The organism is Sphingomonas sp. FG14, assembly GCF_057809675.1.
The window spans coordinates 276,125-300,288 of record NZ_JBMDKK010000003.1 but is presented as its reverse complement, the minus strand read 5'-3'; the positions used below and the strand labels follow the sequence as shown (position 1 = coordinate 300,288).

The window sequence follows — 24,164 nt, the reverse complement described above, 5'->3', positions numbered from 1 at the left end:
CCAGCCTATGCCGGAGCCCGACGGGATCGCCAAGTATCACAAATCAACCCGCTCGCTTCGAGCAGCGTCGAGCCTGTCGAGACGCGCCCGTCGAGAAGCGCTGTGCCGGGCCTTCTCGACTGCGGTTCTCGGCAAGCTCGAACCTGCGCTCGAAGCAAACGGTAGAAAAAACTAGCCGACCGTCTGTTCGATCACCCCGAAGATCGGATGATGACGCTCATCCTCCATCCAGATGCGGACGCTGTCGCCGGACTTCAGGAACGGCGTTTCGGCCTTGCCCGACTGGATGGTCTCGACGGTCCGCACCTCCGCGATGCAGCTATAGCCAAGGCCGCCCTGATCGACCGGCTTGCCGGGGCCGCCCGCCGCATCGCGGTTGGAAACGGTGCCCGATCCGATGATCGTGCCGGCGCCCAGCGCGCGCGTCTTTGCGGCATGGGCGACAAGCGTGCCGAAATCGAAGGTCATGTCCACGCCGGCATCGGCGCGACCGAACGGCTTGCCATTGAGATCGACCATCAGCGCACCATGAAGCTTGCCGTCCTTCCAACGCTCGCCAAGCGCTTCGGGCGTCACGAACACCGGAGACATGGCGCTGGCCGGCTTGGACTGGAAGAAGCCGAACCCCTTGGCGAGTTCGCCGGGAATAAGATTGCGGAGGGAAACATCGTTGGTCAGCCCGACCAGGCGGATCGCCGCAAGCGCCTGTTCACGGCTCGCGCCCAACGGCACATCGCCGGTGACGACCACCACTTCGGCCTCCATGTCGCAGCCCCAGCTTTCATCGGCCAGCGGGATGGAATCGCGCGGCCCCAGGAAACCATCGGATCCGCCCTGATACATCAGCGGATCGTGCCAGAAGCTTTCGGGCATCTCGGCATTGCGTGCCCGCCGCACCAGCGCGACATGGTTCACATAGGCGGAGCCATCAGCCCATTGATAGGCACGCGGCAGCGGCGAAGCCGCATCGCGCTCGTGGAAACGCTCGCGCGGAATCACTTCATGCTCCAGATCGGTGGCAAGATTTTCCAGGTCACCGGACACACGGTCCCAATCATCGAGCGCGGCCTGCAACGTCGGCGCGATATGGGCGGCGTCGGCATACCAGGCGAGATCGTTGGATACGACGACAAGCTTTCCGTCGCGTCCGGATTTCAGGCTGGCAAGCTTCATGGCGATCCTTTCAAAAATGCACCGCGAGAGGGGGTCTGGCGGCATCTAGTATCAAATGAAACCAAATCTGTCCACGGGCCGGCAGTTTGACGAATACGGAAAGTCACTTGACCATAACGTCAACTTGGGCTTCGTATGCCACTATCAAGACAAATCCCCGGAGAGGAAAGAGCCCATGTCCCTCGACGCCCTTGCGCGCACCGCATATTCCGAAGATCACGAAGCCTTTCGCCAGACCGTGCGCCGCTTCATGCAGGAAGAGGTCGCGCCCAACGCGGCGAAATGGGACGAGGCCGGGATCGTCGACAAGGCGATCTGGACCAAGGCGGGCGAACTCGGCCTGCTGTGCCCCACCGTTCCCGAGGAATATGGCGGGCTCGGCCTCGATTTCGGCTATAATGCGATCGTCGACGAGGAAGGCGCCTATCATGGCGGGGTGTCGCTCGGTTTTTCGCTCCAGTCCGATATCGTCGTGAACTATATCGTCTCCTATGGATCCGAGGAGCAGAAGAAGCAGTGGCTGCCCAAGCTGGTTTCGGGCGAGGTCGTCACCGCGATCGCGATGACCGAGCCGGGCACGGGATCGGACCTTCAGGGCATCCGCACCACGGCGCGCAAGGATGGCAATCACTATGTCATCAACGGCTCCAAGACTTATATCACCAACGGCCAGAATGCCGATCTGATCCTGGTCTGCGCCAAGACCGACACCGAAGTGCAGCCGGCATGGAAAGGTGTGTCGATCATCCTGGTCGAGGCCGAGCGCGAAGGCTTCAAGCGCGGCCGCAATCTCGACAAGATCGGCCAGGACGCCGCCGACACATCGGAGCTGTTCTTCGAGGACGTTCGCGTGCCGATGACCAATTGCCTGGGTGAGGAAGGCAAGGGCTTCATCTATCTGATGAGCGAGCTGCCGCAGGAACGGCTGTCGATCGCGGTCTCCGCACAGGCATCCGCGCAACGCGCCTATGACGAGACCGTCGCCTTCACCAAGGACCGCAAGGCATTCGGCAAGCCGGTGTTCGATTTCCAGAACACCCGCTTCACCCTGGCGGATCTCAAGAGCAAGCTACAGGTCGGCTGGGCGCATCTCGACTGGGCGCTGGCGCGGCACATGAAGCGCGAACTGACCCCGGAGGAAGGCGCCGCCGCCAAGCTTTGGCACACCGAACTGCAATGGGAGATCATGGACAAGTGCCTCCAGCTCCACGGGGGAGCGGGTTACATGAACGAATATCCGATCGCCCGCGCCTGGCGCGGCGCGCGCGTCACCCGCATCTTCGGCGGCACCAACGAGATCATGAAGGAACTGATCGGCCGCAAGCTCTGATCCGCGACGACCCGCCGGTTCGGCGTGGCGGCTTGCTCTGGATCAATCTGTGCGCCGTTTACAGCCCGCCCCCGCCTCCCTAGGGTCTGGCGATGCATGCTGGTGTCGACGATCTGGGACGGCAAGGCCGTCCGTCGGCCCCGCATCCCGACGCCATACCCTTTCATCGGCGGCTTCGCGACGCGACGCGCGATGATCATGAGGCGGTGGATCACGCCTTCGGATCGCTGGGGCTGGACAGCCGGGCGCATTATGCACGCTTCCTGCGCGCGCATGCGCGGATCCTGCCGGCGGTCGAGCAAAGCATCGATCCGGCGGGACTGCTCCCCGGCTGGCGCGGCCGGACCGCCGATCTCGCCGCGGATCTCGCCGCACTCGATATCGCAATGCCCGAAAGCCTGCCCTTCCCCGATGCAACTGCCGAAGCCGCGCGCTGGGGCGCGATCTATGTAATCGAAGGGTCGCGGCTGGGCGGTGCCATGCTGTCTCGCGGCGTCCCCGCCGACCTGCCCAAAGCCTATCTTTCCGCGACGCATGGCCCGGGCGGCTGGCGCCGCATCCAGGCAATGATCGACACGGCGGCCGACGATGCCGACGCCCTGTGGCACGCGGATGCGATCGCCGCCGCGCGCGCGACCTTCGCCGCTTATCGCACGGCCGCGACGATCGAGGATTCTGCCCGTGGCTGACGACAATCCCGCCAGCTTCGCGGTCGACCTCACCAATTGCGATCGCGAACCGATCCATGTGCTCGGCCAGATCCAGCCTTTCGGATTTCTGATCGCGCTCGGCAACGACTGGCTGGTCGCGCGCGTCTCCGACAATATCGCGACATTCACGGGCCGGACGCCCCACGAGCTGCTCGGCCGACCGATCACCGGACTGGTGAGCGACAAGGCCTTGCACGCGATCCGCAACCGGCTGGCGATGCTGCGCGGCCCTGACGCGGTCGAACGCCTGTTCGCCCAGCCGCTGATCGACGGACACCCGCCCTTCGACGTCGCTGTCCATATGAGCGGCGACACCATCATCATCGAAGCGGAACCAGCGATCGAGGAGGATCTGGAAGCCGCCGCCGTCGTGCGCGCCATGGTCACGCGCCTGGGCCAGAGCGACACCATGGCGACCTTCCTGCGCGAAGGCGCGCGGCAGGTGCGCGCGATCACCGGTTTCGACCGGGTGATGGTCTATCGCTTCGACGAGCAGGGATCGGGCGAAGTCGTCGCCGAAGCGCTCCAGCCTGGCGTCGACAGCTTCCTCGGGCTGCATTATCCCGCCAGCGACATCCCGGCACAGGCGCGCACGCTCTATATGCGCAGCGTGTTCCGCATCATCGCCGATGTCGGCGCACAGCCGGTGCCGATCCTGCCGATGCTCGATCCGCGCGGCGCAGCGCTCGACCAGTCGCTCTCGGTGCTCCGCGCGGTCTCGCCCATCCATATCGAATATCTCAAGAATATGGGCGTCGCCGCCTCGCTTTCGATCTCGATCATCGTTGGGGGCAAGCTCTGGGGCCTGTTCGCCTGCCATCATTATGCGCCGCGCCTGCCGAGCTTCGCCAACCGCACGGCGGCCGAGCTGCTCGGCCAGATGTTCTCGCTGATGCTCGAAAGCCGCGAACGGCGCGAGGCCGCCGAATACGAGACGCGCGCGCGCAACGTCGCGGACCGGATGATGGCAACGGTCGCGCAGGACGGCGATCTGCTGAGCAACGCACCTTGGATCGGCGACATGATCGTTGACACCATTCCGGCGGACGGCGTGGGCGTCTATCTGAACGGCGCGATCTCGCTGAGCGGACTGGCGCCCAACAATGCCGAGTTCGAGGCGATCATCGCCATGCTGAACCGCATCGCCGACAATGAGGTGTTCGCGCTCGATTCGATCCAGAGCGTGCTGCCGGACGCGGCACGCTATGCCGATCGCGCGGCCGGGCTGATCGCCATTCCGCTTTCGCGCAAACCCCGCGACTATGTCGTGCTGTTCCGCAGCGAAAGACTGCGCTCGGTGCGCTGGGCAGGCAATCCGGAAAAAGCGGTGGAATACGGGCCAAGCGGCGCACGGCTGACGCCGCGCAAGAGCTTCGAGGCATGGTCGGAACTGGTCAAGGGCAGCAGCGTGCCCTTCAGCGCGGCCGAACGCCGCGTCGCCAATACGTTGAAGACCGGCATGCTCGAAGTGCTCGTGCGCCTGTCCGACACGGCGGGCGAGGAACGGCAGCGTGCGAACGAACGGCAGGAACTGCTGATCGCCGAGCTCAATCATCGCGTGCGCAATATCCTGTCGCTCATTCGCGGGCTGATCTCGCAGACGCGGGACAGCACCGAATCGGTCGAAGGGTTCATCGGCACGCTGGAACATCGCATCCAGGCGCTGGCGCGCGCGCATGATCAGGTCACCTCGGATCGCTGGGGCCCGGCCCGGCTGTTCGACCTGATCGAGATCGAGACCGGCGCCTATGCCGGCCTGCAGCGCGATCGCGTGCGGATCGACGGCCCCAATGTGCTGCTCCACCCCGTCGCGTTCACCACGCTGGCGCTGGTCTTACATGAGCTGATGACCAACGCGGCCAAATATGGCGCACTCTCCGACAGTGGCGACGTGCTGATCCACTGGACGATCGACCCGGACGGCAGCCTGCTGCTCGACTGGACGGAGAGCGGCGGACCGGCGGTGACCGCGCCCACGCGGCGCGGCTTCGGCAGCACGATCATCGAACGCTCGATTCCCTATGATCTGGGCGGCACCGCCCAACTCAATTATCGCCTGGCCGGGCTGAAGGCACATTTCTGCGTCCCGTCCCGCCACGTCGCCGGCGTCAGCGAGGCGCGGTTGGTGGCGCGATCGAACGAGGAACCGGCCCATGCCAGGCCCTTGAACGCATGTGTGGTGCTGCTGGTCGAGGACAGCATGATCATCGCGCTCGACGGCGAGGATGCATTGCGCGCGCTGGGAGCCATCCATGTGGTGACGACGGGCACCGTCGCCCGCGCATTGGCCGCAATCGAACAGACCGATTTCGATTTCGCGCTGCTGGATTTCAATCTGGGCAACGAGACCAGCGCGCCCGTCGCCGATGCGCTGGCGCTGCGCGGCATCCCCTTCGCCTTCGCCACCGGCTATGGCGAGGCAATCGGCGATATCGGCCGCCACCAGTCGGTCATCACGATCAGCAAGCCCTATGGGCCCAAGCAGCTCGCCGCCGCCGCGGCGCACGCGATCGCCCACAGGGCCGAACATCAGGCCGGCGTCAGCACCCCGCGATAGGCCGAATCCTCAAGCGCGCGGCCCGCGCCCTTGGCGACGCACATCAGCGCCTCTTCCGCGACCGCGACCGGCAGGCCCGTCGCGGTCGCCATCGCCTCATCGATGCGCCGCAGCAGCGCGCCGCCGCCCGTCATCACGATCCCGCGATCGACGATGTCGGCGGCAAGCTCGGGCGGCGTGTTCTCCAGAGCGGCGCGGACGGCGCCGATGATCTGGCTGACGGGCTCCGCGATCGCCTCGGCGATTTCGGCTTCGGTGACGTGGATCTCCTTGGGAACGCCCGCGACGAGATCGCGCCCCTTGACGCTGATCGTCAGACCGTCCCCCTGCGGCATCATCGCGCTGCCGATCTCATGCTTGATCCGCTCCGATGTCGCCTCGCCCACCATCAGATTGTGCTTGCGGCGGATCGAGGCGGAAATCGCCTCATCCATCTTGTCGCCGCCGACACGCACCGAATTGCTGTAGGCGAGACCGCGCAGCGACAGCACCGCGACCTCGGTGGTGCCGCCGCCGATATCGACCACCATGACGCCGACAGGCTCGATCACCGGCAGATCGGCGCCGATCGCGGCCGCCATCGGCTCCTCGATCAGGAAGACCTGGCTCGCCCCCGCATTGGTCGCGGCGTCTCGGATCGCCCGGCGCTCGACCGTGGTCGATCCCGATGGCACGCAGATCGCGATCTCCGGCCGGCGCGGCAGGCGCGATGCCCCGCCATGTGCCTTGTCGATGAAATGCTTGATCATCTGTTCGGCGACGTCGATGTCGGCGATCACCCCGTCGCGCAATGGCCGGATCGCCTCGATATTGGCGGGGGTCTTGCCCATCATCAGCTTCGCATCGGCGCCGACGGCGCGCACCTTGCGCACGCCGTCACGCGTTTCGAGCGCGACCACCGAAGGTTCGTTGAGCACGATGCCATGGTCACGAACATAAACGACCGTGTTCACGGTGCCGAGGTCGATGGCCATGTCGTGCGAGGCCAGTTTGAAGAAACGCGATAAGAACATGGAATGAACGCTACCCTGAACCGTCGCCTGGCGACTGGGCGGCGCGGGAAACGCCCCCCGTGCCGTCACACCGGCTTGAGAGGCCCGGGATACCGCGTCAATCGCGCCCTGCGCCCGGGCGGGCGGTTCTTGCGGCGGAATGTCCCATCCCGACGACAATACCCATCATATTGGTGAGATTAAAGTATTGAAATGAGATTTCAGTCTCATTAAGAGCCCGATTAAGCGAATGGAGGGTACAATGGCGCTGACGCACGAACAGATGGACCGAAAGCTCGATGAGCATTTCGGTTTTGAAGCCAATGACGATGTCGAAGGCGTGCTCGGTACGCTGACCGCCGATGTCGAACACGACATTGTCGGGGCGCCGACCGGACCCACTCATGGGCCGGAAGGCGCGCGCGGTTTCTATGAAGCGCTTTTCGCCGACCTCTCGGACGGCACATTCGAAACACGGCGACGGCTCTACGGCGAAAATTTCCTGGTCGACGATTCGCTGTGGCGCGGTCGCGCGCCGGGCAGGCCGTTCGGGATCGACGGACGGGACAGGCCGCTTGCATTCCGCCTGCTTCATGTCCTCGAATTCGCCGACAGCGGCGAGATCAGGCGCGAGAATGTCTGGATCGATCTGGCCGCGATCCTCCAGCAGCTTTCACCCGCACCCACCGCATGAGCCGAAGCAACCAGCGACGGCGCACCCGCAAGGATCTGTTGCAGGCGGCCGCCCGGCTGATGAAGACGGGCCGAACCCCGACGCTGGAGGAGATCGCCGAGGAAGCGCTCGTCTCCCGCGCGACCGCCTATCGTTATTTCCCCGGGCTCGACGCGTTGTTCCTTGAAGCGTCGCTGGATGTCGCGGTTCCGGGGCCGGACGAGATCTTCGCGGATAACATGAGCGGCGACGTGGCCGATCGGCTGCTGCGCGTCGATAGCGCGCTGCACACGATGATCGCCGCGAACGAGACGGCATTGCGCGCGATGCTCGCCCATTCGCTGCAACGGGCCGCGCAAGAAGGTGATGTTCCCGCCCGCCAGAATCGACGCACGCCATCGATCGAGGCGGCGCTTGCCCCGCTCCGCGACAGGCTCGATCCCCGCACAGCCACTATGCTCGCGCATGCGGTCGCGCTTGTCGTCGGAATCGAAGCGGTGGTGGTATTCAAGGACGTACTGCAACTCGACGATGATCAGGCGCGGGAAGTTCGGACCTGGGCGATCAGGGCGCTCTCCGCCGCTGCACTAGGCCATCATTAATCTAGGAAACGCGCCCATTCCTCCAGCGGCGCGCGGGCACTCCAAAGCTGGTTCGCTGGCTGATCCGGATCCTCATGGCCGATCGCGACGCCGCAAAACAAAATGCGTTCCGCTGGTGTGCCGAGGAACCCCGTCACCGTCTCCGGATAGACCGCCCAGCATTCCTGCGGGCACGTCGCGAGGCCCGCCTCGACCGCGAGCAGCATGAAGCTTTGCAGGAACATGCCGAGATCGGACCATTGCGGCGGCCCCATCTGCCGATCGACGGTGCAGAAAACCGCGGCGGGGGCGCCGAAGAACTGGAAATTGCGCGCGAACCATTGCCGCCGCGCCGCCTTGTCCTCGCGCGGGATGCCGATATGCGCGTACATCGCCTCACCGATCGCGAAGCGCCGATCGCGATAGGGCGCGGTCAGATTGGGCGGATAGATGTCGTAGGCATGCTGCTCGCTCGCATCAGACGCGAGTCGCTCGCGCATCAACGCCTTCAGCCGCTCCATGGCATCGCCCGTCACCACATCGACATGCCAGGGCTGGAGATTGCCGCCGCTCGGCGCGCGCGCGGCTTTTTCCAGCAATGTACGGATCAGCGATGGATCGACCGGCATATCGAGAAATCCGCGGACGGAGCGCCTTGCGGCCATGGCTTCACTGACATTCACCGCTTTCACTCCCACTGCGTTGATGATGCTCCCCCTTGCCAACGTTAACGTAAACGGCAAGAGCGTTTCGAGACCCTATCCGAGTCCGACAGGAGAGCCATGATGTCCACAGCCTATATCGTCGACGCCGTTCGTACCGCCGGGGGCCGCCGCGGCGGCAAGCTCGCGGGATGGCATCCGGCCGACATGGCGGGCCAGGTGCTCAACGCCATCGTCGACCGGTCCGGGATCGATCCGCGCGCGATCGACGATGTGATCATGGGCTGCGTGAGCCAGGGCGGCGAGCAAAGCTTCCAGATCGGGCGCGGCGCGGTGCTTGCATCGAAGCTGCCCGAAAGCGTGCCGGCGGTGACGATCGATCGCCAGTGCGGATCCTCGCAACAAGCGATGCAGTTCGCCGCGCAGGCGGTCATGAGCGGCACGCAGGACGTGGTGATCGCCGCCGGTGTCGAGAGCATGACGCGCGTTCCGATGGGCGCCACCGGCGCGCTTTTCGCGCAGGCGGGCCTGGGCAGTTCGAAGAGCCCCGGCCAGGAAGCACGCTATCCCGGCATCCAGTTCAGCCAGTTCATGGGCGCCGAGATGATCGCGAAGAAATACGGCTTCGACCGCAACCAACTCGACACCTATGCGCTGGAAAGCCACAAGCGCGCGATCGCCGCGACCGAGGCCGGCGCTTTCGCCAACGAGATCGTCGCGCTGAACGTCGAGACGCCCGAAGGCACGATCAGCCATGATCGCGACGAAGGCATCCGTTTCGACGCGACACTCGAAAGCATCGGATCGGTCAAGCTTCTCCAGGAAGGCGGCGTGATCTCGGCCGCCAATGCCAGCCAGATCTGCGACGGCTCCTCCGCGGTACTGATCGTCTCCGAACAGGCGCTCAAGGAGCACGGCCTGACGCCCATCGGCCGGATCCATCACCTGACCGTCACCGGCGGCGATCCCGTCGTGATGCTCGAAGAACCGCTGTTCGCCACCGAAAAGGCACTGAAGCGCGCCGGCATGTCGATCAACGATATCGACCTCTACGAAGTCAACGAGGCGTTCGCGCCCGTGCCGCTCGCCTGGCTCCAGCATGTCGGCGGCGATCCCGCGAAGATCAACGTCCATGGCGGCGCGATCGCGCTCGGCCATCCGCTGGGCGCCAGCGGCACCAAGCTGATGGCCACGCTGATCAACGCGCTGAAGCGCCATGGCGGCAAATACGGCCTGCAGACGATGTGCGAAGGCGGCGGCCTCGCCAACGTCACCATCGTCGAGCGTTTCTGAAGCCTATTCGAGGAAGCCGGTACCACCAGAAAGCGCTCTTCCGCGCTTTCCCAAACCAACATCAGAACAGGGAAATAGACTCATGATCATCGAAAACGGCATTGCCGCCGTCGTGACCGGCGGCGCGTCCGGCCTGGGCGCCGCGACCGCGCGGGCGCTGGCCGCCAAGGGCGCGAAGGTCGCGATCTTCGATCTCAACGCCGAGAAGGGCGAGGCCATCGCGGCCGAGATCGGCGGCATCTTCTGCGCGGTCGACGTCAGCTCGGAAGACAGCGTCGATGCGGGCTTCGCCAAGGCGCGCGCGGCGCACGGCCAGGAACGGATCCTCGTCAATTGCGCGGGCATCGGAAACGGCATCAAGACCGCGAGCCGATCGAAGGAAGATGGCAGCATCAAGCATTTCCCGCTCGATGCCTTCGAAAGGGTCATCCAGATCAACCTGCTCGGCACCTTCCGCTGCATCGCCAAGTCGGCCGCCGGCATGATGACGCTGGAGCCGATCGACGAATTCGGCGAGCGCGGCGCGATCGTGAACACCGCCAGCGTCGCGGCGCAGGACGGCCAGATCGGCCAGGCCGCCTATTCAGCATCCAAGGCGGGCGTGCTCGGCATGACGCTGCCGATCGCGCGCGACCTGATGGGCGAAGGCATCCGCGTCAACACCATCCTGCCCGGCATCTTCGAAACGCCGCTGCTCGCCAGCCTGCCCGATAATGTGCAGCAGTCGCTGGCAGCCTCGGTCCCCTTCCCCAAGCGGCTCGGCCGCCCGCCCGAATATGCCCAGCTCGCGCTCACCATGATCGAGTGCGGCTATTTCAACGGCGAATATGTGCGTCTGGACGGCGCGATCCGGATGGCGCCGCGCTGATGGCGCGGCCCGAGGGCTGGCGGCTCGATCGGGCCGCCTACCCCTTCAGCTTCGTGACCGAGACCCGCTTCCAGGACCTCGACATACTCGGCCATATCAACAATGTCGCGATGGCGGCCTTGTTCGAGAATGGCCGGGTTCGCTTCAACCGTTCGCTCGGCCTGTTCGATCGCCGACGCGCGGGCGAACGCTGGCTGATCGCCGCGATCTCGATCAACTATCTCGCCGAGGCGCATTTCCCCGACGATATCGAGATTGCGTCGGGCGTCGGCCATATCGGCACGCGCAGTTGGCGGATCGACGCCGCCGCCTTCCAGAACGGCGCCTGTGTCGCGACCTGTGAAACCACGGTGGTGCTCACCGGCCCCGAAGGATCAGAACCGCTGCCCGACGATATGCTAGCGGCGCTGACCCGGCATATGGTGAAGCAGCCGGGCTGAAGCTCAGTTCCCCGACTCCCCGCGTCGCTCTGGCGAAAGCTGGAGCGACGCGTTGAAATAGAGATCCTCAATCGTTGAATCGCGGCGCGCGCTTCTCGAAATTGGCGGTCACCGCCTCCACCTGATTGGGCGTGCGGATCACCTTCAATTGCTCCTCGCTCTCCGCGAGCAGGACGGACGCGGCATCGCCATCGGCCGCGATGTTGAAAAGCCGCTTGGCGCCACGGATCGCGTCGGGATTGCGGCCTGCGATCTTGCTTGCGAGCACGGTGGCGATCGCGTGCGGATTCTCGGCCGTCCGGGTCACGAAACCCAGTCCCACCGCTTCCTCGCCCGAAAATTCTCGATTGGTGTAGGTCAGTTCACGCAGCACATCGTCGCGCACCAGCGTCCGCCACAGCGCGACCCCCGCCATATCGGGCACCAGCCCCCATTTCATCTCCATGATCGACAGGCGCGTTTCCGGATGCGCGATGCGGATATCGGCGCCCGACATGATCTGGAACCCGCCGCCGAACGCCACACCATGCACCGCCGCGATGACGGGCACGGGCAGCGTCCGCCAGCCCCAGGCGACATGCTGGTAGAGATTGGCCAGGCCATGGCTGCGCGCCATCAGGTCGAAATCCTTGTCGCCCACGCCCGCCGCCATGCTCGCCATGTCGAGGCCGGCGCAAAAGCCCCGCCCCTCGCCTGAAAGCACCACCGCGCGCAGTCCTGGCGTCGCGCCGAGCGTGTCGATCGCCGCCGCGATCCCCTGCAGCATGGCGGGATCGAGCGCGTTCATCTTGTCGGCGCGGGTCAGGCGGACATCGGCGACGCCCTGATCGATGGTTATGGAAACGCGGTCGTTCATTCTCGGCTCCGGATAGACATGTTCAGACGATGCGGCTGCCCGCCTGCCCCCAATATTGATCGCGTAACAGGCGCTTGTAGAGCTTGCCCGTGGGATGACGCGGCAATTCCGCCAGGAAATCGATCTGGCGCGGGATCTTGGGGCCGGACAGGCTTTCGCGGCACCAGGCGACGAGTTCGGCGGCCAGCTCTTCCCCAGCCTCCGCCATGTCCAGCGGCTGGACGATCGCGATCACGCGCTCGCCCATATCCGGGCACGGCGCACCGATCACCGCGACATCGGCGACGCGGGGATGGGTGACGAGGTGATTCTCGATCTCTTGCGGATAGACGTTCACCCCGCCCGAGATGATCATGAAGCTCTTGCGGTCGGTCAGATAGAGGTAGCCATCCTCGTCGAGCCAGCCGATATCGCCCACCGTCCGCCAACCGTGCCGGTTCGCCGCCTCGGCGGTCTTGGCTGGATCATTATGGTAGCTGAATTCAGATCCCTCGCCGAAATAGACCAGCCCTTCGGTACGCGGCGGCAATTCGTTGCCATCCTCGTCGCAGATATGCGCGACGCCATAGACTGCGCGGCCCACCGATCCCTTGTGCGCCAACCAGTCGGCCGAGCGGATCGCCGTCATGCCGATCGCTTCAGATGCGGCATAATATTCGTCGATCACCGGGCCCCACCAGTCGATCATCGCCTGTTTGATCGGGATCGGGCACGGCGCCGCCGCATGAATGGCCGAGCGCAGCGACGAAAGATCGTGACGGGTGCGCTCCGCCTCCGGCAATTTGAGCATGCGGATGAAGTGGGTCGGCACCCATTGGCTGACGGTGACCCGATGGCGTTCGATCAGTTCCAGCGCCTGCACCGGATCGAAATGCGCCATCATCACGACCGTTCCGCCAAGCCGGTGGACGACCATGCTCCAGCGCAACGGCGCAGCATGGTAGAGCGGCGCCGGCGAGAGATAGATGCTGTCGGCATCGAAACCGAAGACATGCTGCGCGATCATCGTCAGCGCATTAGGCGTGTCGATCGCTCCGCCCGGCGGCAAGCCCTGGCGAACCCCCTTGGGCCGGCCGGTGGTGCCCGAGGAATAGAGCATATCGGTACCGGCGCCCTCGTCCGCGATCGGAGTCTCGGGTTCCACATCCATCTCGGCGATCCAGTCGCGCCAGCCCGGCATGGGCGCGCCGATCATGAAGCGTGGCAGATCGGCGAAAAGATCGGGCAGCGCCGCAAGGGCTTCCCCAACCCCCTCGGACGCGACCAGCAGCTTCGCGCCACTGTCGCGAACGATATAAGCGATTTCGGGCGGCGTCAGCCGCGCGGAGACGCAGGCATAATAGAGACCAGACCGCTGCGCCGCCCAGGCCAGTTCGAAGAAACGAATATGATTGTCGAAGAGGAAAGCGACGGTGTCGCCCTGCTCCAACCCCACCCGCCGAAACAGATGCGCACCCTGGTTGGATCGCGCATCGAGCGTGCGATAATCGATCGTTTCGCCGGTATCGCCGAAAATCACCGCCGGTTTGTGTGGGGTGGTGCGGGCATGATGGCTGGGATGGGTCAATCGGCTCTCCATTCCGGCAGGCAGGTCGCTTGGCCTGCCCTTTCCGTAAACGTCATCCTAGCGAGACTCCCCGCATTGTCACCTGCTATCGCCGAAAATTCGATCGGCGGTCCGCGTTGCGGAGCCGCGCACTCAAGGCTAGGCGAATCCAATGGAGTTCGATCCCGCACGTTTTCTCAAGCTGATCCGGCGACATGGTCATAATGCCGTGCTCGGCATCGAATACAGGGCGCATGGCGATGACTGGGCGGAACTCGCCTTGCCCTATTCGCCGCAACTCATCGGAGATCCGGACACGGGCGTGCTCGCATCGGGGCCGATCGTCTCGTTGATGGACATGGCGACAAGCATCTCGATCTGGGTGAAGACCGGCAATTTCCAGCCTCAGGCCACGCTCGACCTGCGTGTCGACTATCTGCGCCCCGCCATACCGGGCAAGACAGTGGTCGGCCGCGGCCAATGCTATCGCGTTACCCGCAACATCGCATTCATCCGCGGCCAGGCGCATGACGGCGATCCCGACGATCCACTCGCGCATGTCGCTGGCACCTATATGTTCACGGGATCGCTGAAATGAGTTGGCTGCCGCCCTATGCCGAACTGCTCGGCCTCTCGACGGACGGATATCAGGACGGCGCGCCCGTGCTGACCATGTCGTTCCGCCACGACGTGATGGGCCGGCCGGGTTTCCTGCATGGCGGCGCGATCGCCGGCATGCTCGAAATGGCTGCGATCGGCGCACTCCACGCCCAGTTCGAGGGCGAGGCCAAGCCCCGCTTCAAGCCGATCAACATCACCGTCGACTATATGCGCGGTGGCCGGGAGAAGGACACGCGCGCCGTGGGCATCGTCACCCGCGTCGGCACGCGCATCGCCAATGTCGAGGCCTTCGCCTGGCAGGATGAGCGCGACAAGGTGATCGCCGCCGCGCGGATGAATATCCTGATCGTGCGGGATTGATCGACGGACCGTTCGCGCTCAGCCCGAACCTAACTCCACCTCAGGGATCAATGCTTCCACCCGCCTGCGCGTTGACGATGCCGCCATCGACCGCGATCGTCTCACCCACCACATAATCGCCCGCACGGCTGGCCAGGAACACCGCCGTCGCGGCCAGATCGTCGGGCACGCCGATGCGCCCCGAAGGGATGCGACGGGCGACCGAATCGCCATGGTCGCGCGCGGCCTTGTTCATGTCCGACGCGAAGGCGCCCGGCGCGATCGAGGTGACGTTGATGTGATCGCTCACCAGCCGCGCGGCGATACGCTTGGTGAGATAGATCAGCCCCGCCTTCGACGCGTGGTAGCTATAGGTTTCCCAGGGATTAAGGCGGAGTCCGTCGATCGAGGTGATATTGATCACCTTGGAAGGCCGATCGGGTGAGGCCGCTGCCTTGAGCGCGCCGTGCAGCGCCTGGGTCAGGAAGAAGGGCGATTTGAGGTTGAGGTCCATCACCTTGTCCCAGCCCGACTCGGGAAACACCTCGAACGGCTCGCCCCAGGCGGCGCCCGCATTGTTGACGAGGATGTCGAGCTTCGGCTCCCGCTCGGTCAGCGCGGCGGCCAGCGCCTTGCAGCCCTCGACGGTCGAGACGTCCTGCGGAAGCGCGATGCAATTGGGTCCCAGTTCCTCGGCCGCCTCCGCGCAGGCATCGGCCTTGCGCGACGAGATATAGACCTTCGCGCCCTGTGCGATGAAGCCCTCGGCGATCCATTTGCCGATATTGCGCGATCCGCCGGTGACAAGCGCGACCTTGCCTTCCAGGCTGAAGAGATTGGCGATGTTCATGACGGTGTGATCTCCCTTATCCGCCGCGCCTGATAGTCTCGCGGGCGATGACGATCTGCTGGATCTGGCTGGTGCCTTCATAGATGCGGAACAGGCGAACGTCGCGATAGAGGCGCTCGATCCCATAATCGGAAATATAGCCCGCACCGCCGAAGATCTGGACGGTGCGATCCGCGACGCGACCGACCATTTCGGAGGCGAACAGCTTGACCGCCGCCGCTTCCATCGTCGTATTCTCGCCCGCGTCCTTCTTCGCCGCGACGTCAAGCACGAAGGCGCGCGCAGCAAGCGCCTCGGTCTTGGAATCGGCGATCATCGCCTGGATCAGTTGATGCTCGGCGATCGGCTTGCCGAACTGGCGCCGTTCGGTTGCATAGGCGACGCTGTCCGCGATCAGCCGCTCCGCCACGCCGACACAGACGGCGGCGATATGCAGCCGCCCGCGATCGAGCACGCGCATCGCGACCTTGAACCCCTCTCCTTCGGCGCCCAGCATGTTGGCGGCGGGCACGGGTACATCGTCGAAGATCACGTCGCAGACATGGGCACCCTGCTGCCCCATCTTTCTTTCCGGGCTGCCGATCGACAGGCCGGGTAGATCGGCTGGCACCAGGAACGCCGATACGCCGTGCGCCCCTTCTCCGCCCGTACGCGCCATCACCGTAAAAAGCGAAGCCTTGTCCGCATTGGTGATGAAGCGCTTCGTGCCGGTCAGGCGATAAATATCACCATCGCGCACGGCGCGCGTCTTCACCGCCGCGCTGTCGGATCCGACATCGGGCTCGGTCAGGGCAAAGCTCGTCACGATCTCGCCCGTCGCGATGCGCGGCAGCCATTCGGCCTTTTGCGCATCGGTGCCCGCCATCACCAGGCCCTGGCTGCCGATCCCGACATTGGTGCCAAAGGCGGAGCGCATCGCGGGGCTGGTACGTCCAAGCTCGAAAGCGACCTTCAGTTCCTCGAGCATCGACAGGCCAAGGCCGCCATAAGCCTCCGGGATCGACATGCCGAACAGGCCGAGTGCCTTCATCTCCTCGATCAGATCGTCCGGGATCTCGTCGCGCTCCGCCACCTCCGCCTCGCGCGGGCGCAGCCGCTCGGCGACGAAGCGGCGCACCGCGTCGATCAGGGCGTCGAAGGTCTCGGGATCCAGCGCCATCGACCTTACCCCATCAATAACCGTGCGCGCGCGCGACCTGGTCGGTGTGGAAATTGACGTCGCCCATGAATTCCTGGAGCGCGCGATCGCGCTTCATATAGAGGCCGATGTCATATTCATCGGTCATGCCGATGCCGCCATGCATCTGCACGCCTTCGCGCACCGCAAGGCCGGTGGCCTGCCCGACCTTGGCCTTGGCGACAGAAACCATCAGGTCGGCATTATCGCTGCCCTCGTCGAGCAATTGTTGCGCCTTGAGCACGGCGGCGCGCGCCACTTCCATTTCCGAATAGAGATGCGCCGCGCGATGCTGCAGCGCCTGGAATTCGCCGATCAGTCGGCCGAACTGCTTGCGCTGCTTGAGATAGTCGACCGTCATGTCCATCGCGGCGGACCCAACGCCAACCATCTCCGATGCAGCGCCGGTCCGCCCGGCGCGCAGCACCTGCGCAAGCACCGTCCAGCCCTGATCGACCTCGCCGATCACGGCGTCGGCATCCACCTCGACACCGTCGAACACGACATGCGCGCCCATCGAACTGTCGACCAGCCGCGCGGCCTCCATCGAGAGATTGGCGGCATCCTTGTCGACCGCGAACAGGGTCAGCCCATCCTGCTCACCCGCACTGCCCGCCGTGCGCGCAGCGACGATCAGCATGTCTGCGGATGCGCCCTGGATCACGAATTGCTTGCGGCCGGTGAGTTTGAAGCCGTTGCCCGCCCGCTCCGCCTTCATCGCGATCGCGGCGGGGTTGTGCTTCGCGCCCTCGTCGATCGCCAGGCCCAGCACGGTCTCGCCCGAGAGGATGCCGGGGAACCAGCGCTCGCGCAGCGCCGCGTCGGCGGCCTTCAGCGCCTCGACGCCGACGACCGAGGTGGTCAGGAACGGCGAGGGCGAAAGATTGCGGCCGATTTCCTCAAGCACGATTCCCGCCTCGACATGGCCGAGCCCGAGCCCGCCCTGATCCTCCGGCACCAGGATGCCGGTGAAGCCGAGTTCGCCGAATTGCTTCCACAGGCCGTGCGAGAAGCCGTCCTTGCAATTCATGTCGCGGAACTTGCGGAAATGGGTGGTCGGTGCTTCGGTCTGCATGAAGGACGCGGCTGTGTCCTTGAGCATCGCCTGATCTTCGGTGTGGTAAAGCGGCATGGTCTGATCCTTCGATCCGCGCGACCGCGCGGTATTTGGAATGGGGAATAGGCGCGTCGTCCTCTGTGAATCAGGCGCCCGGCAGGTCCAGGATGCGCTTGGCGACGACATTGAGCATCACCTCGCTGGTGCCGCCCTCGATCGAATTAGCCTTGGTGCGCAGCCACGCGCGCGCCTTGGCACCACCGGTCGATGCCTCGCTTTCCCATTCCAGCGCATCCGATCCGCCCGCCGCCATCGCCAGTTCGTTGCGCCGCTTGTTCAACTCGGTGCCGAAATATTTCATCATGTTGGGCTGGGCGGGATGCGCCTTGCCCGCCTTCATCTCGTCGATGAACTTCTCGCCCATCGCGCGGAACGCCAGCGTGTCGATATCGAGCCGCGCCATATCGCCGCGCAGGATCGGGTCGGCCGCCATCAGATCCTTGTGCATCGCCCCCAGCGACCCGACCGGCGCATTGCCTGCACCCGAGATCATCTCGCGTTCGTGGCCGAGCAGGTATTTGGCGACATCCCAGCCGCGATTCAGTTCGCCGACGATCTGGTCCTTGGGGACCACGACATTGTCGAAGAAGGTTTCGCAGAAGGGCGAATTGCCCGAGATCAGCTTGATCGGCTTGGTCGAGACGCCGGGCGTCTGCATGTCGAACAGCAGGAAGCTGATGCCCTTGTACTTGTCATCCTTGTCGGTGCGGACGAGGCAGAAAATCCAGTCCGCCTTGTCGGCATAGCTCGTCCAGATCTTCTGGCCGTTGACGACCCAGTGATCGGTCTTGTCCTCGCCGAAGGTCTGGAGCGAAACCAGGTCCGAACCGGATCCCGGCTCGGAATAGCCCTGGCACCAGCGGATCTCGCCCTTGGCGATCTGGTTGAGATAATGGACCTTCTGCTCCTCGGTCCCGAATTTGAGCAGGGCGGGGCCAAGCATCCAGATTCCGAACGAGGACAGCGGCACCCGGCAGCCGAGCGAGGCCATTTCCTGACGCAGGATCTTGGTTTCGGCGGGCGACAAACCGGCACCGCCATAGGGCTTGGGCCAGTCTGGCACCGTCCAGCCCTTTTCGGCCATCCGGTCCATCCAAAGCTTCTGCGCCGGGCTCTTGTAAGTGGGATTGCGGCCACCCCAGCAAAAGTCGGTCTCGTCCTTCGCCGGCACGCGCATCTCGGGCGGGCAATTCGCCTCCAGCCAGGCGCGCGTTTCGGCGCGGAAAGTCTCCAGATCGCTCATTGTCAGCTCCTCTCCGAGCGTGGATTTCAGGGGCAAGACTATGGCTGCAAAATCCTGCAAGCAAGGGATTCTGCGGGAATCGCGGGTGCCGTAGCGTCAGCGGCACATGCATTGACCGCGCCCGTGCCGCCGCCCATGCTCGTGGCGCAAGAGAGAGGATCGCGCTTGGGATTCGAGCCCCAATCCACGCCCCGTCACGTGCCGCTGGCGACCAAGCTGACCTACGGCTTCGGCGCGGTCGCCTATGGCATCAAGGACAACGGCTTTTCCGTCTTCCTGCTGCTTTTCTACAATCAAGTGGTCGGCCTGCCCGCGCACCAGGTCGGGCTGGCGATCATGATCGCGCTGCTCGTCGATGCCTGTATCGATCCGATGGTCGGCCATCTTTCGGACCAGACCCATTCGCGCTGGGGCCGGCGCCATCCCTGGCTGTATCTGTCTGCCGTGCCGATCGCGCTGGTCTGGATCCTGTTGTGGAATCCACCAGATGCCGCGCCAGGCGTGCAGTTCGCCTATCTGATCGGCATCGCGATCCTCGTGCGCGCGGTCGTCTCCTGCTACGAAGTGCCCTCGCTCGCGCTCGCGCCGGAAATCACGCGCGATTATCACGAACGCACCGCCGTCCTGCGCTATCGCTATCTGTTCGGCTGGGCGGGTGGCCTCGCGATGCTGATGCTGGCCTTCGGACTATTGCTGGTGCCGGAACCCGGCTATCCGGTCGGCCAGCTCAACCCCAACGGCTATCATCGTTTCGCGCTGGTCGGCGCGGGCATCATGCTCGTCGCCGTGCTCGTCTCCGCGATCGGCACGCACCGCAACTATGCGCGCCGTTCGCCGACAGCCCCGGAGCGACTGCCGCTCGGCCCCACGCTGCGGGCGATCGCCTCGACCCTGCGCAACCGGCCCTTCCTGATCCTGATGGCGGCGGCGCTCTTCGCCTTCGCCAATCAGGGCCTCACCTTCGCGCTCAGCAACTATCTTCTGCTGTTCGTCTGGGAATTTCCGCAGGCCGCCTTCATCACCTACGCCCTGGCGCTCTTCGCCGGTGTCGTGCTCGCCTTTCTCGGCGTGGCCACCATTTCGCGCCGGCTGGGCAAGAAGGATGCCGCAGCCATGCTCGCGCTCGTCAGCATCGCGCTTTCCACCCTGCCCTATTGGCTGCGACTGGCTGGCCTGTTCCCCGGCAATCAGTCGCCGCTGATGATGCCGATCTTCCTGACGCTGATGGCGCTCTCGACGGCGGCAGGCATCGGCGTGATGATCCTCACCGCATCGATGGTGGCCGACGTCACCGAAGCGTCCGAGGCGGAGACCGGAAAACGCGCCGAAGGCCTGTTCTTCGCCGGCTTCTTCTTCACGCAGAAATGCGTGACCGGAGTCGGCATCTTCCTGTCGGGCGCGCTGCTCGGCGCGATCGGCTTTCCGGCAGAGGCCCGGCCCACCGCGATCGACTCAACGATCATCACCCGGCTGATGATGGCCTATGCCGTCCTCACCGTCTTCATCGGGTTGTGTGCGGCATGGATCTTCACGAAATTCCCGTTCGGCCGCGCCGAACATGAAGCGAGACTGCGCCAGCTTGCCGTAGCGGAAGGCGGCAAGGATGCGGCCGATGGCTGAAATTCGGGGTTCACAAGCTGGCCGGAATCGGCTTTCGGCTGTCGGGCACGATCGAAAATCTTGAGGCAGGAGAGACGCGATGGACTTCACCCTGACCGAGCGGCAAGCCTATTGGCGCGACCGCGTCCGCGACTTCATCGAGGCGCATGTCCGCCCGCGCGACCATGACTATCATGCGCAGCAGGCGGAGGGCGGACGCTGGAAGGTCTTGCCGGTGATCGAGGAGGAAAAGGCGCGCGCCAAGGCCGCCGGCATCTGGAACCTGTTCATGCCGCCGGCATCGGGTCGCCCCCATGTCGACGACAGTTTCGAATTCGACGGCCCCGGCCTCACCAACCTCGAATACGCCCTGTGCGCCGAGGAAATGGGCCGCATCGGCTGGGCATCGGAAGTGTTCAACTGCTCCGCCCCCGATACCGGCAATATGGAAGTCTTCCACCGCTATGGCACGCGTGACCAGAAGGATCGCTGGCTGAAGCCGCTGATGGACGGCGAGATCCGTTCGGCCTTCCTGATGACCGAGCCGGCGGTGGCGTCGTCGGACGCGACCAATATCGAGACGCGAATCACGCGCGACGGCGACAATTATGTGATCAACGGCCGCAAATGGTGGTCTTCGGGCGCAGGTGATCCGCGCTGCACGATCTCGATCCTGATGGGCAAGACCGATTTCGAGGCGCAGCGCCATGCGCAGCAATCGATGATCCTGATGCCGCTCGACGCACCGGGCGTGAAGATCCTGCGCCACCTGCCCGTCTTCGGCTATGACGATGCGCCGCACGGCCATATGGAGATCGAGCTCGAAGACGTCCGCGTGCCCGCCGAGAACATCCTGCTCGGCGAAGGGCGCGGCTTCGAGATCGCGCAAGGGCGCCTCGGGCCGGGCCGCATCCATCACTGCATGCGCACGATCGGCGTGGCGGAGGAAGCGATCGAGAAGATGGCGAAGCGGCTGCTGTCGCGCGTGGCCTTCGGCAAGGCGGTGGCCGAACACAGCGTGTGGGAACAGCGCATCGCCGAAGCGCGCATCGATATCGAGATGTGCCGCCTGCTCTGCCTGAAGGCCGCCGACATGATGGACAAGGCGGGCAACAAGGCCGCGCAGGCCGAGATCGCGATGATCAAGGTGGCGGCGCCGCGCATGGCGCTGCGGATCATCGACGATGCGATCCAGGCGCATGGCGGCGCCGGCGTGTCGGAGGATTTCGGACTGGCCAGGGCCTATGCCGGCATCCGCACGCTGCGGCTGGCGGACGGCCCGGACGAAGTGCACAACCGCGCCATCGCCCGGCTCGAATTCGGCAAGCATGGCGGGCGCGACGCGATCGCCGCCGCCAAGGCCGCGGCGGGAGCGCGCTGATGAAGGCCGCCGTCCTCCACGAGGCGAAGACGCCGCTCACGATTGAGGAGATCACGGTCGACAAGCCCGGTCCCCGCGAAGTGCTGATCCGCACCGTCGCGTGCGGCGTCTGCCGATCCGACCTGCATTTCGTCGACGGCGCTTATCCACATCCGCTGCCGGCGATCCCCGGCCATGAAGCGGCCGGAATCGTCGAGATGGTCGGCGAAGGGGTGACGACGGTGAAGGTCGGCGACGCGGTCGTCACCTGCCTGTCCGCCTTTTGCGGTCATTGCGAATTCTGCGTCACCGGGCGGATGTCGCTCTGCATGGGCGGAGACACCCGCCGCAAGAAGGGCGAACCGCCCCGGTTGAGCATGGGCGGCACGCCGATCAACCAGATGCTCAACCTGTCGGCCTATGCCGAACTGATGCTCGTCCACGAACATGCCTGTGTCGCGATCGACCCGGACATGCCGCTCGACCGCGCCAGCGTGCTCGGCTGCGCGGTCACCACCGGCGCCGGCGCGGTGTTCAACGTGGCCCGGCTGATGCCAGGCGAAACCGTCGCTGTCGTCGGCTGCGGCGGTGTCGGGCTCGCGGCGGTCAATGCCGCGCGCATCGCGGGTGCGGGGCGGATCATCGCGGTCGATCCGGTGCCCGAGAAACGCGCGCTCGCCGAAAAGCTGGGCGCGACCGACACGATCGATGCATCGGCGGAGGGCGCGGTCGGGGAAATCGTCGCGCTCACCAAGGGCGGCGTCGATCACGCGATCGAAGCGGTCGGCAGGCCGGCATCGGGCGACATGGCGGTGAAGCTGCTGCGTCGCGGTGGCACCGCGACGGTGCTCGGCATGATGCCGCTCGACCACAAGACCGGGCTCAGCGCGATGGACCTGCTGTCGGGCAAGAAGCTGCAGGGCGCATTCATGGGCGGCAACCGCTTCCCGGTCGATATCCCGCGTCTCGTCGATTTCTACATGCGCGGCCTGCTCGATCTCGACACGATCATCGCGGAGCGTGTGCCGCTGGACCGGATCAACCACGCGTTCGACGAACTTCGCAAGGGCGACTCGGCCCGCACCGTGATCGTGTTCGACGCATGACCGGCGATGCCCAGGCGAGCATGACCGGCACCATCGAGGTGCCCGAGAAGGACCGACTCGACGAAGCCGCGCTGACGGCATGGATGGCGGCGAATGTGGCAGGGTTCGAAGGGCCGATCCGGCTGACCAAGTTCAAGGGTGGCCAGTCCAACCCCACCTATCGCATCGATGCGGCAAGCGGCGCCTATGTACTGCGCCGCAAGCCCTTCGGCCCGCTGCTGCCCTCCGCCCATGCGGTCGATCGCGAATACAGGTTGATCGCCGCGCTTCATCCAACCGGCTTTCCGGTGGCGCGGCCCTATGGCCTGTGCGCCGACGATGGCGTGATCGGATCGATGTTCTATGTGATGGGCCTGGTCGAGGGCCGCAACCTGTGGGACGGATCGCTGCCCGGCATGGCGCCCGACGAGCGGCGCGGCCTCTACAACGCGATGATCGATACGCTCGCCGCACTCCACACCATCGATCACGAAGCGGTGGGCCTTGGCGACTATGGCAAGCCCGGCAACTATTTCGAGCGTCAGGTCGGACGCTGGACGAAGCAATATCGCGCGTCGGAGACCGAGCATATGCCAGAGGTCGAACGGCTGATCGAATGGCTGCCGAAAACGGTGCCGGCGCAGGATCGCGTGTCGATCGTCCATGGCGACTATCGCATCGACAACATGATCTTCGATGCAGCCGAACCACGCGTGCTGGCGGTGCTCGACTGGGAACTCTCGACCCTCGGCGATCCGCTGGCGGACTTCTCCTATCTGCTGATGAACTGGGTGACCGAGCCTGAGGGCCGTTCGGGCATCAGGGGTCTCGACCTGCCCGCGCTCGGCATCCCGACGATCGAGGAAACGGTGGAGCGCTATTGCGTCGCGACCGGGCGTTCGGGCGTTCCCGATCTCAACTGGTATTTCAGCTACAACCTCTTCCGGCTCACCGGAATCGTCCAGGGCATCAGGAAGCGCATCCTCGAAGGTACGGCGTCGAGCGCGCAGGCAGAGGCGACCGCCGCGCGCGCGCCCTCGCTTGCCAGGGCGGCCTGGAGCTTCGCGGTGAAGGCGGGAGCGGAATAGGAGA

General features: G+C 65.0%; 23 protein-coding genes. 14 read left to right on the top strand and 9 right to left on the bottom strand.

Annotated features, from left to right (window positions below; all coding sequences use genetic code 11):
- Positions 1-171: 171 nt before the first annotated feature.
- Entirely contained in the window at positions 172-1,173 is a 1,002-nt protein-coding gene (locus tag ACODTA_RS13725) for a fumarylacetoacetate hydrolase family protein (RefSeq protein ID WP_489066470.1), read from the bottom strand.
- 175 nt (positions 1,174-1,348) lie between these two features.
- On the opposite strand from ACODTA_RS13725, the gene ACODTA_RS13720 reads away from it, so the two are divergent.
- The 3 genes from ACODTA_RS13720 (at position 1,349) to ACODTA_RS13710 (ending at position 5,770) form a co-directional block, all read left to right on the top strand.
- Positions 1,349-2,503 (top strand): acyl-CoA dehydrogenase family protein, encoded by a 1,155-nt coding sequence (locus tag ACODTA_RS13720; protein ID WP_489066469.1) that lies wholly within the window; start codon positions 1,349-1,351, stop codon positions 2,501-2,503.
- Positions 2,504-2,595: 92 nt separating this feature from the next.
- Positions 2,596-3,192: a biliverdin-producing heme oxygenase gene (locus ACODTA_RS13715; protein ID WP_489066467.1), complete on the top strand. Its 597-nt coding sequence runs from the start codon at positions 2,596-2,598 to the stop codon at positions 3,190-3,192.
- Positions 3,176-5,770: an HWE histidine kinase domain-containing protein gene (locus ACODTA_RS13710; RefSeq protein WP_489066774.1), complete on the top strand. Its 2,595-nt coding sequence runs from the start codon at positions 3,176-3,178 to the stop codon at positions 5,768-5,770. The genes ACODTA_RS13715 and ACODTA_RS13710 overlap by 17 nt, the downstream gene beginning before the upstream one ends.
- Here the strand turns inward: ACODTA_RS13710 and ACODTA_RS13705 are convergent.
- Positions 5,743-6,783 (bottom strand): rod shape-determining protein, encoded by a 1,041-nt coding sequence (locus ACODTA_RS13705; RefSeq protein WP_489066466.1) that lies wholly within the window; start codon positions 6,781-6,783, stop codon positions 5,743-5,745. The genes ACODTA_RS13710 and ACODTA_RS13705 overlap by 28 nt on opposite strands.
- A gap of 241 nt (positions 6,784-7,024) precedes the next feature.
- Here ACODTA_RS13705 and ACODTA_RS13700 point away from each other — a divergent pair, with 241 nt between their 5' ends.
- Both ACODTA_RS13700 and ACODTA_RS13695 read left to right on the top strand, forming a co-directional pair.
- Positions 7,025-7,456 carry an ester cyclase gene (locus ACODTA_RS13700; RefSeq protein ID WP_489066465.1) on the top strand — a complete coding sequence of 144 codons (432 nt, stop codon included), beginning with the start codon at positions 7,025-7,027 and terminating at the stop codon, positions 7,454-7,456.
- On the top strand, positions 7,453-8,037 hold the full coding sequence (locus tag ACODTA_RS13695; RefSeq protein WP_489066464.1) for a TetR/AcrR family transcriptional regulator: 585 nt from the start codon (positions 7,453-7,455) through the stop codon (positions 8,035-8,037). The genes ACODTA_RS13700 and ACODTA_RS13695 overlap by 4 nt, the downstream gene beginning before the upstream one ends.
- On the opposite strand, the gene ACODTA_RS13690 is transcribed toward ACODTA_RS13695, so the two are convergent.
- Entirely contained in the window at positions 8,034-8,699 is a 666-nt protein-coding gene (locus tag ACODTA_RS13690; protein WP_489066463.1) for a nitroreductase, read from the bottom strand. The genes ACODTA_RS13695 and ACODTA_RS13690 overlap by 4 nt on opposite strands.
- Positions 8,700-8,801: 102 nt before the next feature.
- On the opposite strand from ACODTA_RS13690, the gene ACODTA_RS13685 reads away from it, so the two are divergent.
- From ACODTA_RS13685 to ACODTA_RS13675, 3 genes are all read left to right on the top strand, one after another.
- Entirely contained in the window at positions 8,802-9,971 is a 1,170-nt protein-coding gene (locus tag ACODTA_RS13685; RefSeq protein WP_489066462.1) for an acetyl-CoA C-acetyltransferase, read from the top strand.
- 82 nt (positions 9,972-10,053) lie between these two features.
- Positions 10,054-10,839, top strand: a complete 786-nt coding sequence (locus ACODTA_RS13680; RefSeq protein WP_489066461.1) for an SDR family NAD(P)-dependent oxidoreductase — start codon at positions 10,054-10,056, stop codon at positions 10,837-10,839.
- On the top strand, positions 10,839-11,279 hold the full coding sequence (locus ACODTA_RS13675; RefSeq protein WP_489066460.1) for an acyl-CoA thioesterase: 441 nt from the start codon (positions 10,839-10,841) through the stop codon (positions 11,277-11,279). The genes ACODTA_RS13680 and ACODTA_RS13675 overlap by 1 nt, the downstream gene beginning before the upstream one ends.
- 67 nt (positions 11,280-11,346) lie before the next feature.
- On the opposite strand, the gene ACODTA_RS13670 is transcribed toward ACODTA_RS13675, so the two are convergent.
- A complete protein-coding gene (locus ACODTA_RS13670; RefSeq protein WP_489066459.1) occupies positions 11,347-12,135 on the bottom strand; it encodes a crotonase/enoyl-CoA hydratase family protein in 789 nt (262 codons plus the stop codon).
- A 22-nt stretch (positions 12,136-12,157) separates the two neighbouring features.
- Positions 12,158-13,714, bottom strand: coding sequence for an acyl-CoA synthetase (locus tag ACODTA_RS13665; protein ID WP_489066458.1), 1,557 nt, complete (start codon positions 13,712-13,714; stop codon positions 12,158-12,160).
- 139 nt (positions 13,715-13,853) lie between these two features.
- Here ACODTA_RS13665 and ACODTA_RS13660 point away from each other — a divergent pair, with 139 nt between their 5' ends.
- Both ACODTA_RS13660 and ACODTA_RS13655 read left to right on the top strand, forming a co-directional pair.
- Complete coding sequence (locus ACODTA_RS13660) at positions 13,854-14,279, top strand: PaaI family thioesterase (protein WP_489066457.1); 426 nt, start codon at positions 13,854-13,856, stop codon at positions 14,277-14,279.
- Positions 14,276-14,662, top strand: a complete 387-nt coding sequence (locus ACODTA_RS13655; protein WP_489066456.1) for a PaaI family thioesterase — start codon at positions 14,276-14,278, stop codon at positions 14,660-14,662. The genes ACODTA_RS13660 and ACODTA_RS13655 overlap by 4 nt, the downstream gene beginning before the upstream one ends.
- Positions 14,663-14,702: 40 nt before the next feature.
- Here the strand turns inward: ACODTA_RS13655 and ACODTA_RS13650 are convergent, their stop codons facing one another.
- The 4 genes from ACODTA_RS13650 to ACODTA_RS13635 all read right to left on the bottom strand — a co-directional run bounded on the left by ACODTA_RS13650 (position 14,703) and on the right by ACODTA_RS13635 (position 19,028).
- Positions 14,703-15,491, bottom strand: coding sequence for an SDR family oxidoreductase (locus tag ACODTA_RS13650; RefSeq protein WP_489066455.1), 789 nt, complete (start codon positions 15,489-15,491; stop codon positions 14,703-14,705).
- Positions 15,492-15,507: 16 nt separating this feature from the next.
- Positions 15,508-16,650, bottom strand: coding sequence for an acyl-CoA dehydrogenase family protein (locus ACODTA_RS13645; RefSeq protein WP_489066454.1), 1,143 nt, complete (start codon positions 16,648-16,650; stop codon positions 15,508-15,510).
- Positions 16,651-16,663: 13 nt separating this feature from the next.
- A complete protein-coding gene (locus ACODTA_RS13640; protein ID WP_489066453.1) occupies positions 16,664-17,800 on the bottom strand; it encodes an acyl-CoA dehydrogenase family protein in 1,137 nt (378 codons plus the stop codon).
- A 70-nt stretch (positions 17,801-17,870) separates the two neighbouring features.
- Complete coding sequence (locus ACODTA_RS13635) at positions 17,871-19,028, bottom strand: acyl-CoA dehydrogenase family protein (RefSeq protein ID WP_489066452.1); 1,158 nt, start codon at positions 19,026-19,028, stop codon at positions 17,871-17,873.
- Positions 19,029-19,193: 165 nt separating this feature from the next.
- Between ACODTA_RS13635 and ACODTA_RS13630 the strand changes: the two genes are divergently transcribed.
- The 4 genes from ACODTA_RS13630 to ACODTA_RS13615 all read left to right on the top strand — a co-directional run bounded on the left by ACODTA_RS13630 (position 19,194) and on the right by ACODTA_RS13615 (position 24,160).
- Positions 19,194-20,648, top strand: coding sequence for an MFS transporter (locus ACODTA_RS13630; RefSeq protein WP_489066451.1), 1,455 nt, complete (start codon positions 19,194-19,196; stop codon positions 20,646-20,648).
- Positions 20,649-20,727: 79 nt separating this feature from the next.
- Entirely contained in the window at positions 20,728-22,008 is a 1,281-nt protein-coding gene (locus tag ACODTA_RS13625) for an acyl-CoA dehydrogenase family protein (protein ID WP_489066450.1), read from the top strand.
- On the top strand, positions 22,008-23,093 hold the full coding sequence (locus ACODTA_RS13620; protein WP_489066449.1) for a Zn-dependent alcohol dehydrogenase: 1,086 nt from the start codon (positions 22,008-22,010) through the stop codon (positions 23,091-23,093). The genes ACODTA_RS13625 and ACODTA_RS13620 overlap by 1 nt, the downstream gene beginning before the upstream one ends.
- Positions 23,090-24,160 carry a phosphotransferase family protein gene (locus tag ACODTA_RS13615; RefSeq protein ID WP_489066448.1) on the top strand — a complete coding sequence of 357 codons (1,071 nt, stop codon included), beginning with the start codon at positions 23,090-23,092 and terminating at the stop codon, positions 24,158-24,160. Before ACODTA_RS13620 ends, ACODTA_RS13615 begins: the two co-directional genes overlap by 4 nt.
- Positions 24,161-24,164 lie beyond the last annotated feature (4 nt).

What these genes read in the sequence shown, in the direction of transcription:
- ACODTA_RS13655 (WP_489066456.1), top strand. Translation starts at nt 14,276, where the DNA reads ATGAGTTGGCTGCCGCCCTATGCCGAACTGCTCGGCCTCTCGACGGAC.
- ACODTA_RS13665 (WP_489066458.1), bottom strand. Translation starts at nt 13,714, where the DNA reads ATGGAGAGCCGATTGACCCATCCCAGCCATCATGCCCGCACCACCCCA.
- ACODTA_RS13700 (WP_489066465.1), top strand. Translation starts at nt 7,025, where the DNA reads ATGGCGCTGACGCACGAACAGATGGACCGAAAGCTCGATGAGCATTTC.
- ACODTA_RS13660 (WP_489066457.1), top strand. Translation starts at nt 13,854, where the DNA reads ATGGAGTTCGATCCCGCACGTTTTCTCAAGCTGATCCGGCGACATGGT.
- ACODTA_RS13635 (WP_489066452.1), bottom strand. Translation starts at nt 19,028, where the DNA reads ATGAGCGATCTGGAGACTTTCCGCGCCGAAACGCGCGCCTGGCTGGAG.
- ACODTA_RS13720 (WP_489066469.1), top strand. Translation starts at nt 1,349, where the DNA reads ATGTCCCTCGACGCCCTTGCGCGCACCGCATATTCCGAAGATCACGAA.
- ACODTA_RS13650 (WP_489066455.1), bottom strand. Translation starts at nt 15,491, where the DNA reads ATGAACATCGCCAATCTCTTCAGCCTGGAAGGCAAGGTCGCGCTTGTC.
- ACODTA_RS13695 (WP_489066464.1), top strand. Translation starts at nt 7,453, where the DNA reads ATGAGCCGAAGCAACCAGCGACGGCGCACCCGCAAGGATCTGTTGCAG.
- ACODTA_RS13625 (WP_489066450.1), top strand. Translation starts at nt 20,728, where the DNA reads ATGGACTTCACCCTGACCGAGCGGCAAGCCTATTGGCGCGACCGCGTC.
- ACODTA_RS13675 (WP_489066460.1), top strand. Translation starts at nt 10,839, where the DNA reads ATGGCGCGGCCCGAGGGCTGGCGGCTCGATCGGGCCGCCTACCCCTTC.
- ACODTA_RS13725 (WP_489066470.1), bottom strand. Translation starts at nt 1,173, where the DNA reads ATGAAGCTTGCCAGCCTGAAATCCGGACGCGACGGAAAGCTTGTCGTC.
- ACODTA_RS13640 (WP_489066453.1), bottom strand. Translation starts at nt 17,800, where the DNA reads ATGCCGCTTTACCACACCGAAGATCAGGCGATGCTCAAGGACACAGCC.
- ACODTA_RS13705 (WP_489066466.1), bottom strand. Translation starts at nt 6,783, where the DNA reads ATGTTCTTATCGCGTTTCTTCAAACTGGCCTCGCACGACATGGCCATC.
- ACODTA_RS13620 (WP_489066449.1), top strand. Translation starts at nt 22,008, where the DNA reads ATGAAGGCCGCCGTCCTCCACGAGGCGAAGACGCCGCTCACGATTGAG.
- ACODTA_RS13715 (WP_489066467.1), top strand. Translation starts at nt 2,596, where the DNA reads ATGCATGCTGGTGTCGACGATCTGGGACGGCAAGGCCGTCCGTCGGCC.
- ACODTA_RS13680 (WP_489066461.1), top strand. Translation starts at nt 10,054, where the DNA reads ATGATCATCGAAAACGGCATTGCCGCCGTCGTGACCGGCGGCGCGTCC.
- ACODTA_RS13670 (WP_489066459.1), bottom strand. Translation starts at nt 12,135, where the DNA reads ATGAACGACCGCGTTTCCATAACCATCGATCAGGGCGTCGCCGATGTC.
- ACODTA_RS13615 (WP_489066448.1), top strand. Translation starts at nt 23,090, where the DNA reads ATGACCGGCGATGCCCAGGCGAGCATGACCGGCACCATCGAGGTGCCC.
- ACODTA_RS13685 (WP_489066462.1), top strand. Translation starts at nt 8,802, where the DNA reads ATGTCCACAGCCTATATCGTCGACGCCGTTCGTACCGCCGGGGGCCGC.
- ACODTA_RS13645 (WP_489066454.1), bottom strand. Translation starts at nt 16,650, where the DNA reads ATGGCGCTGGATCCCGAGACCTTCGACGCCCTGATCGACGCGGTGCGC.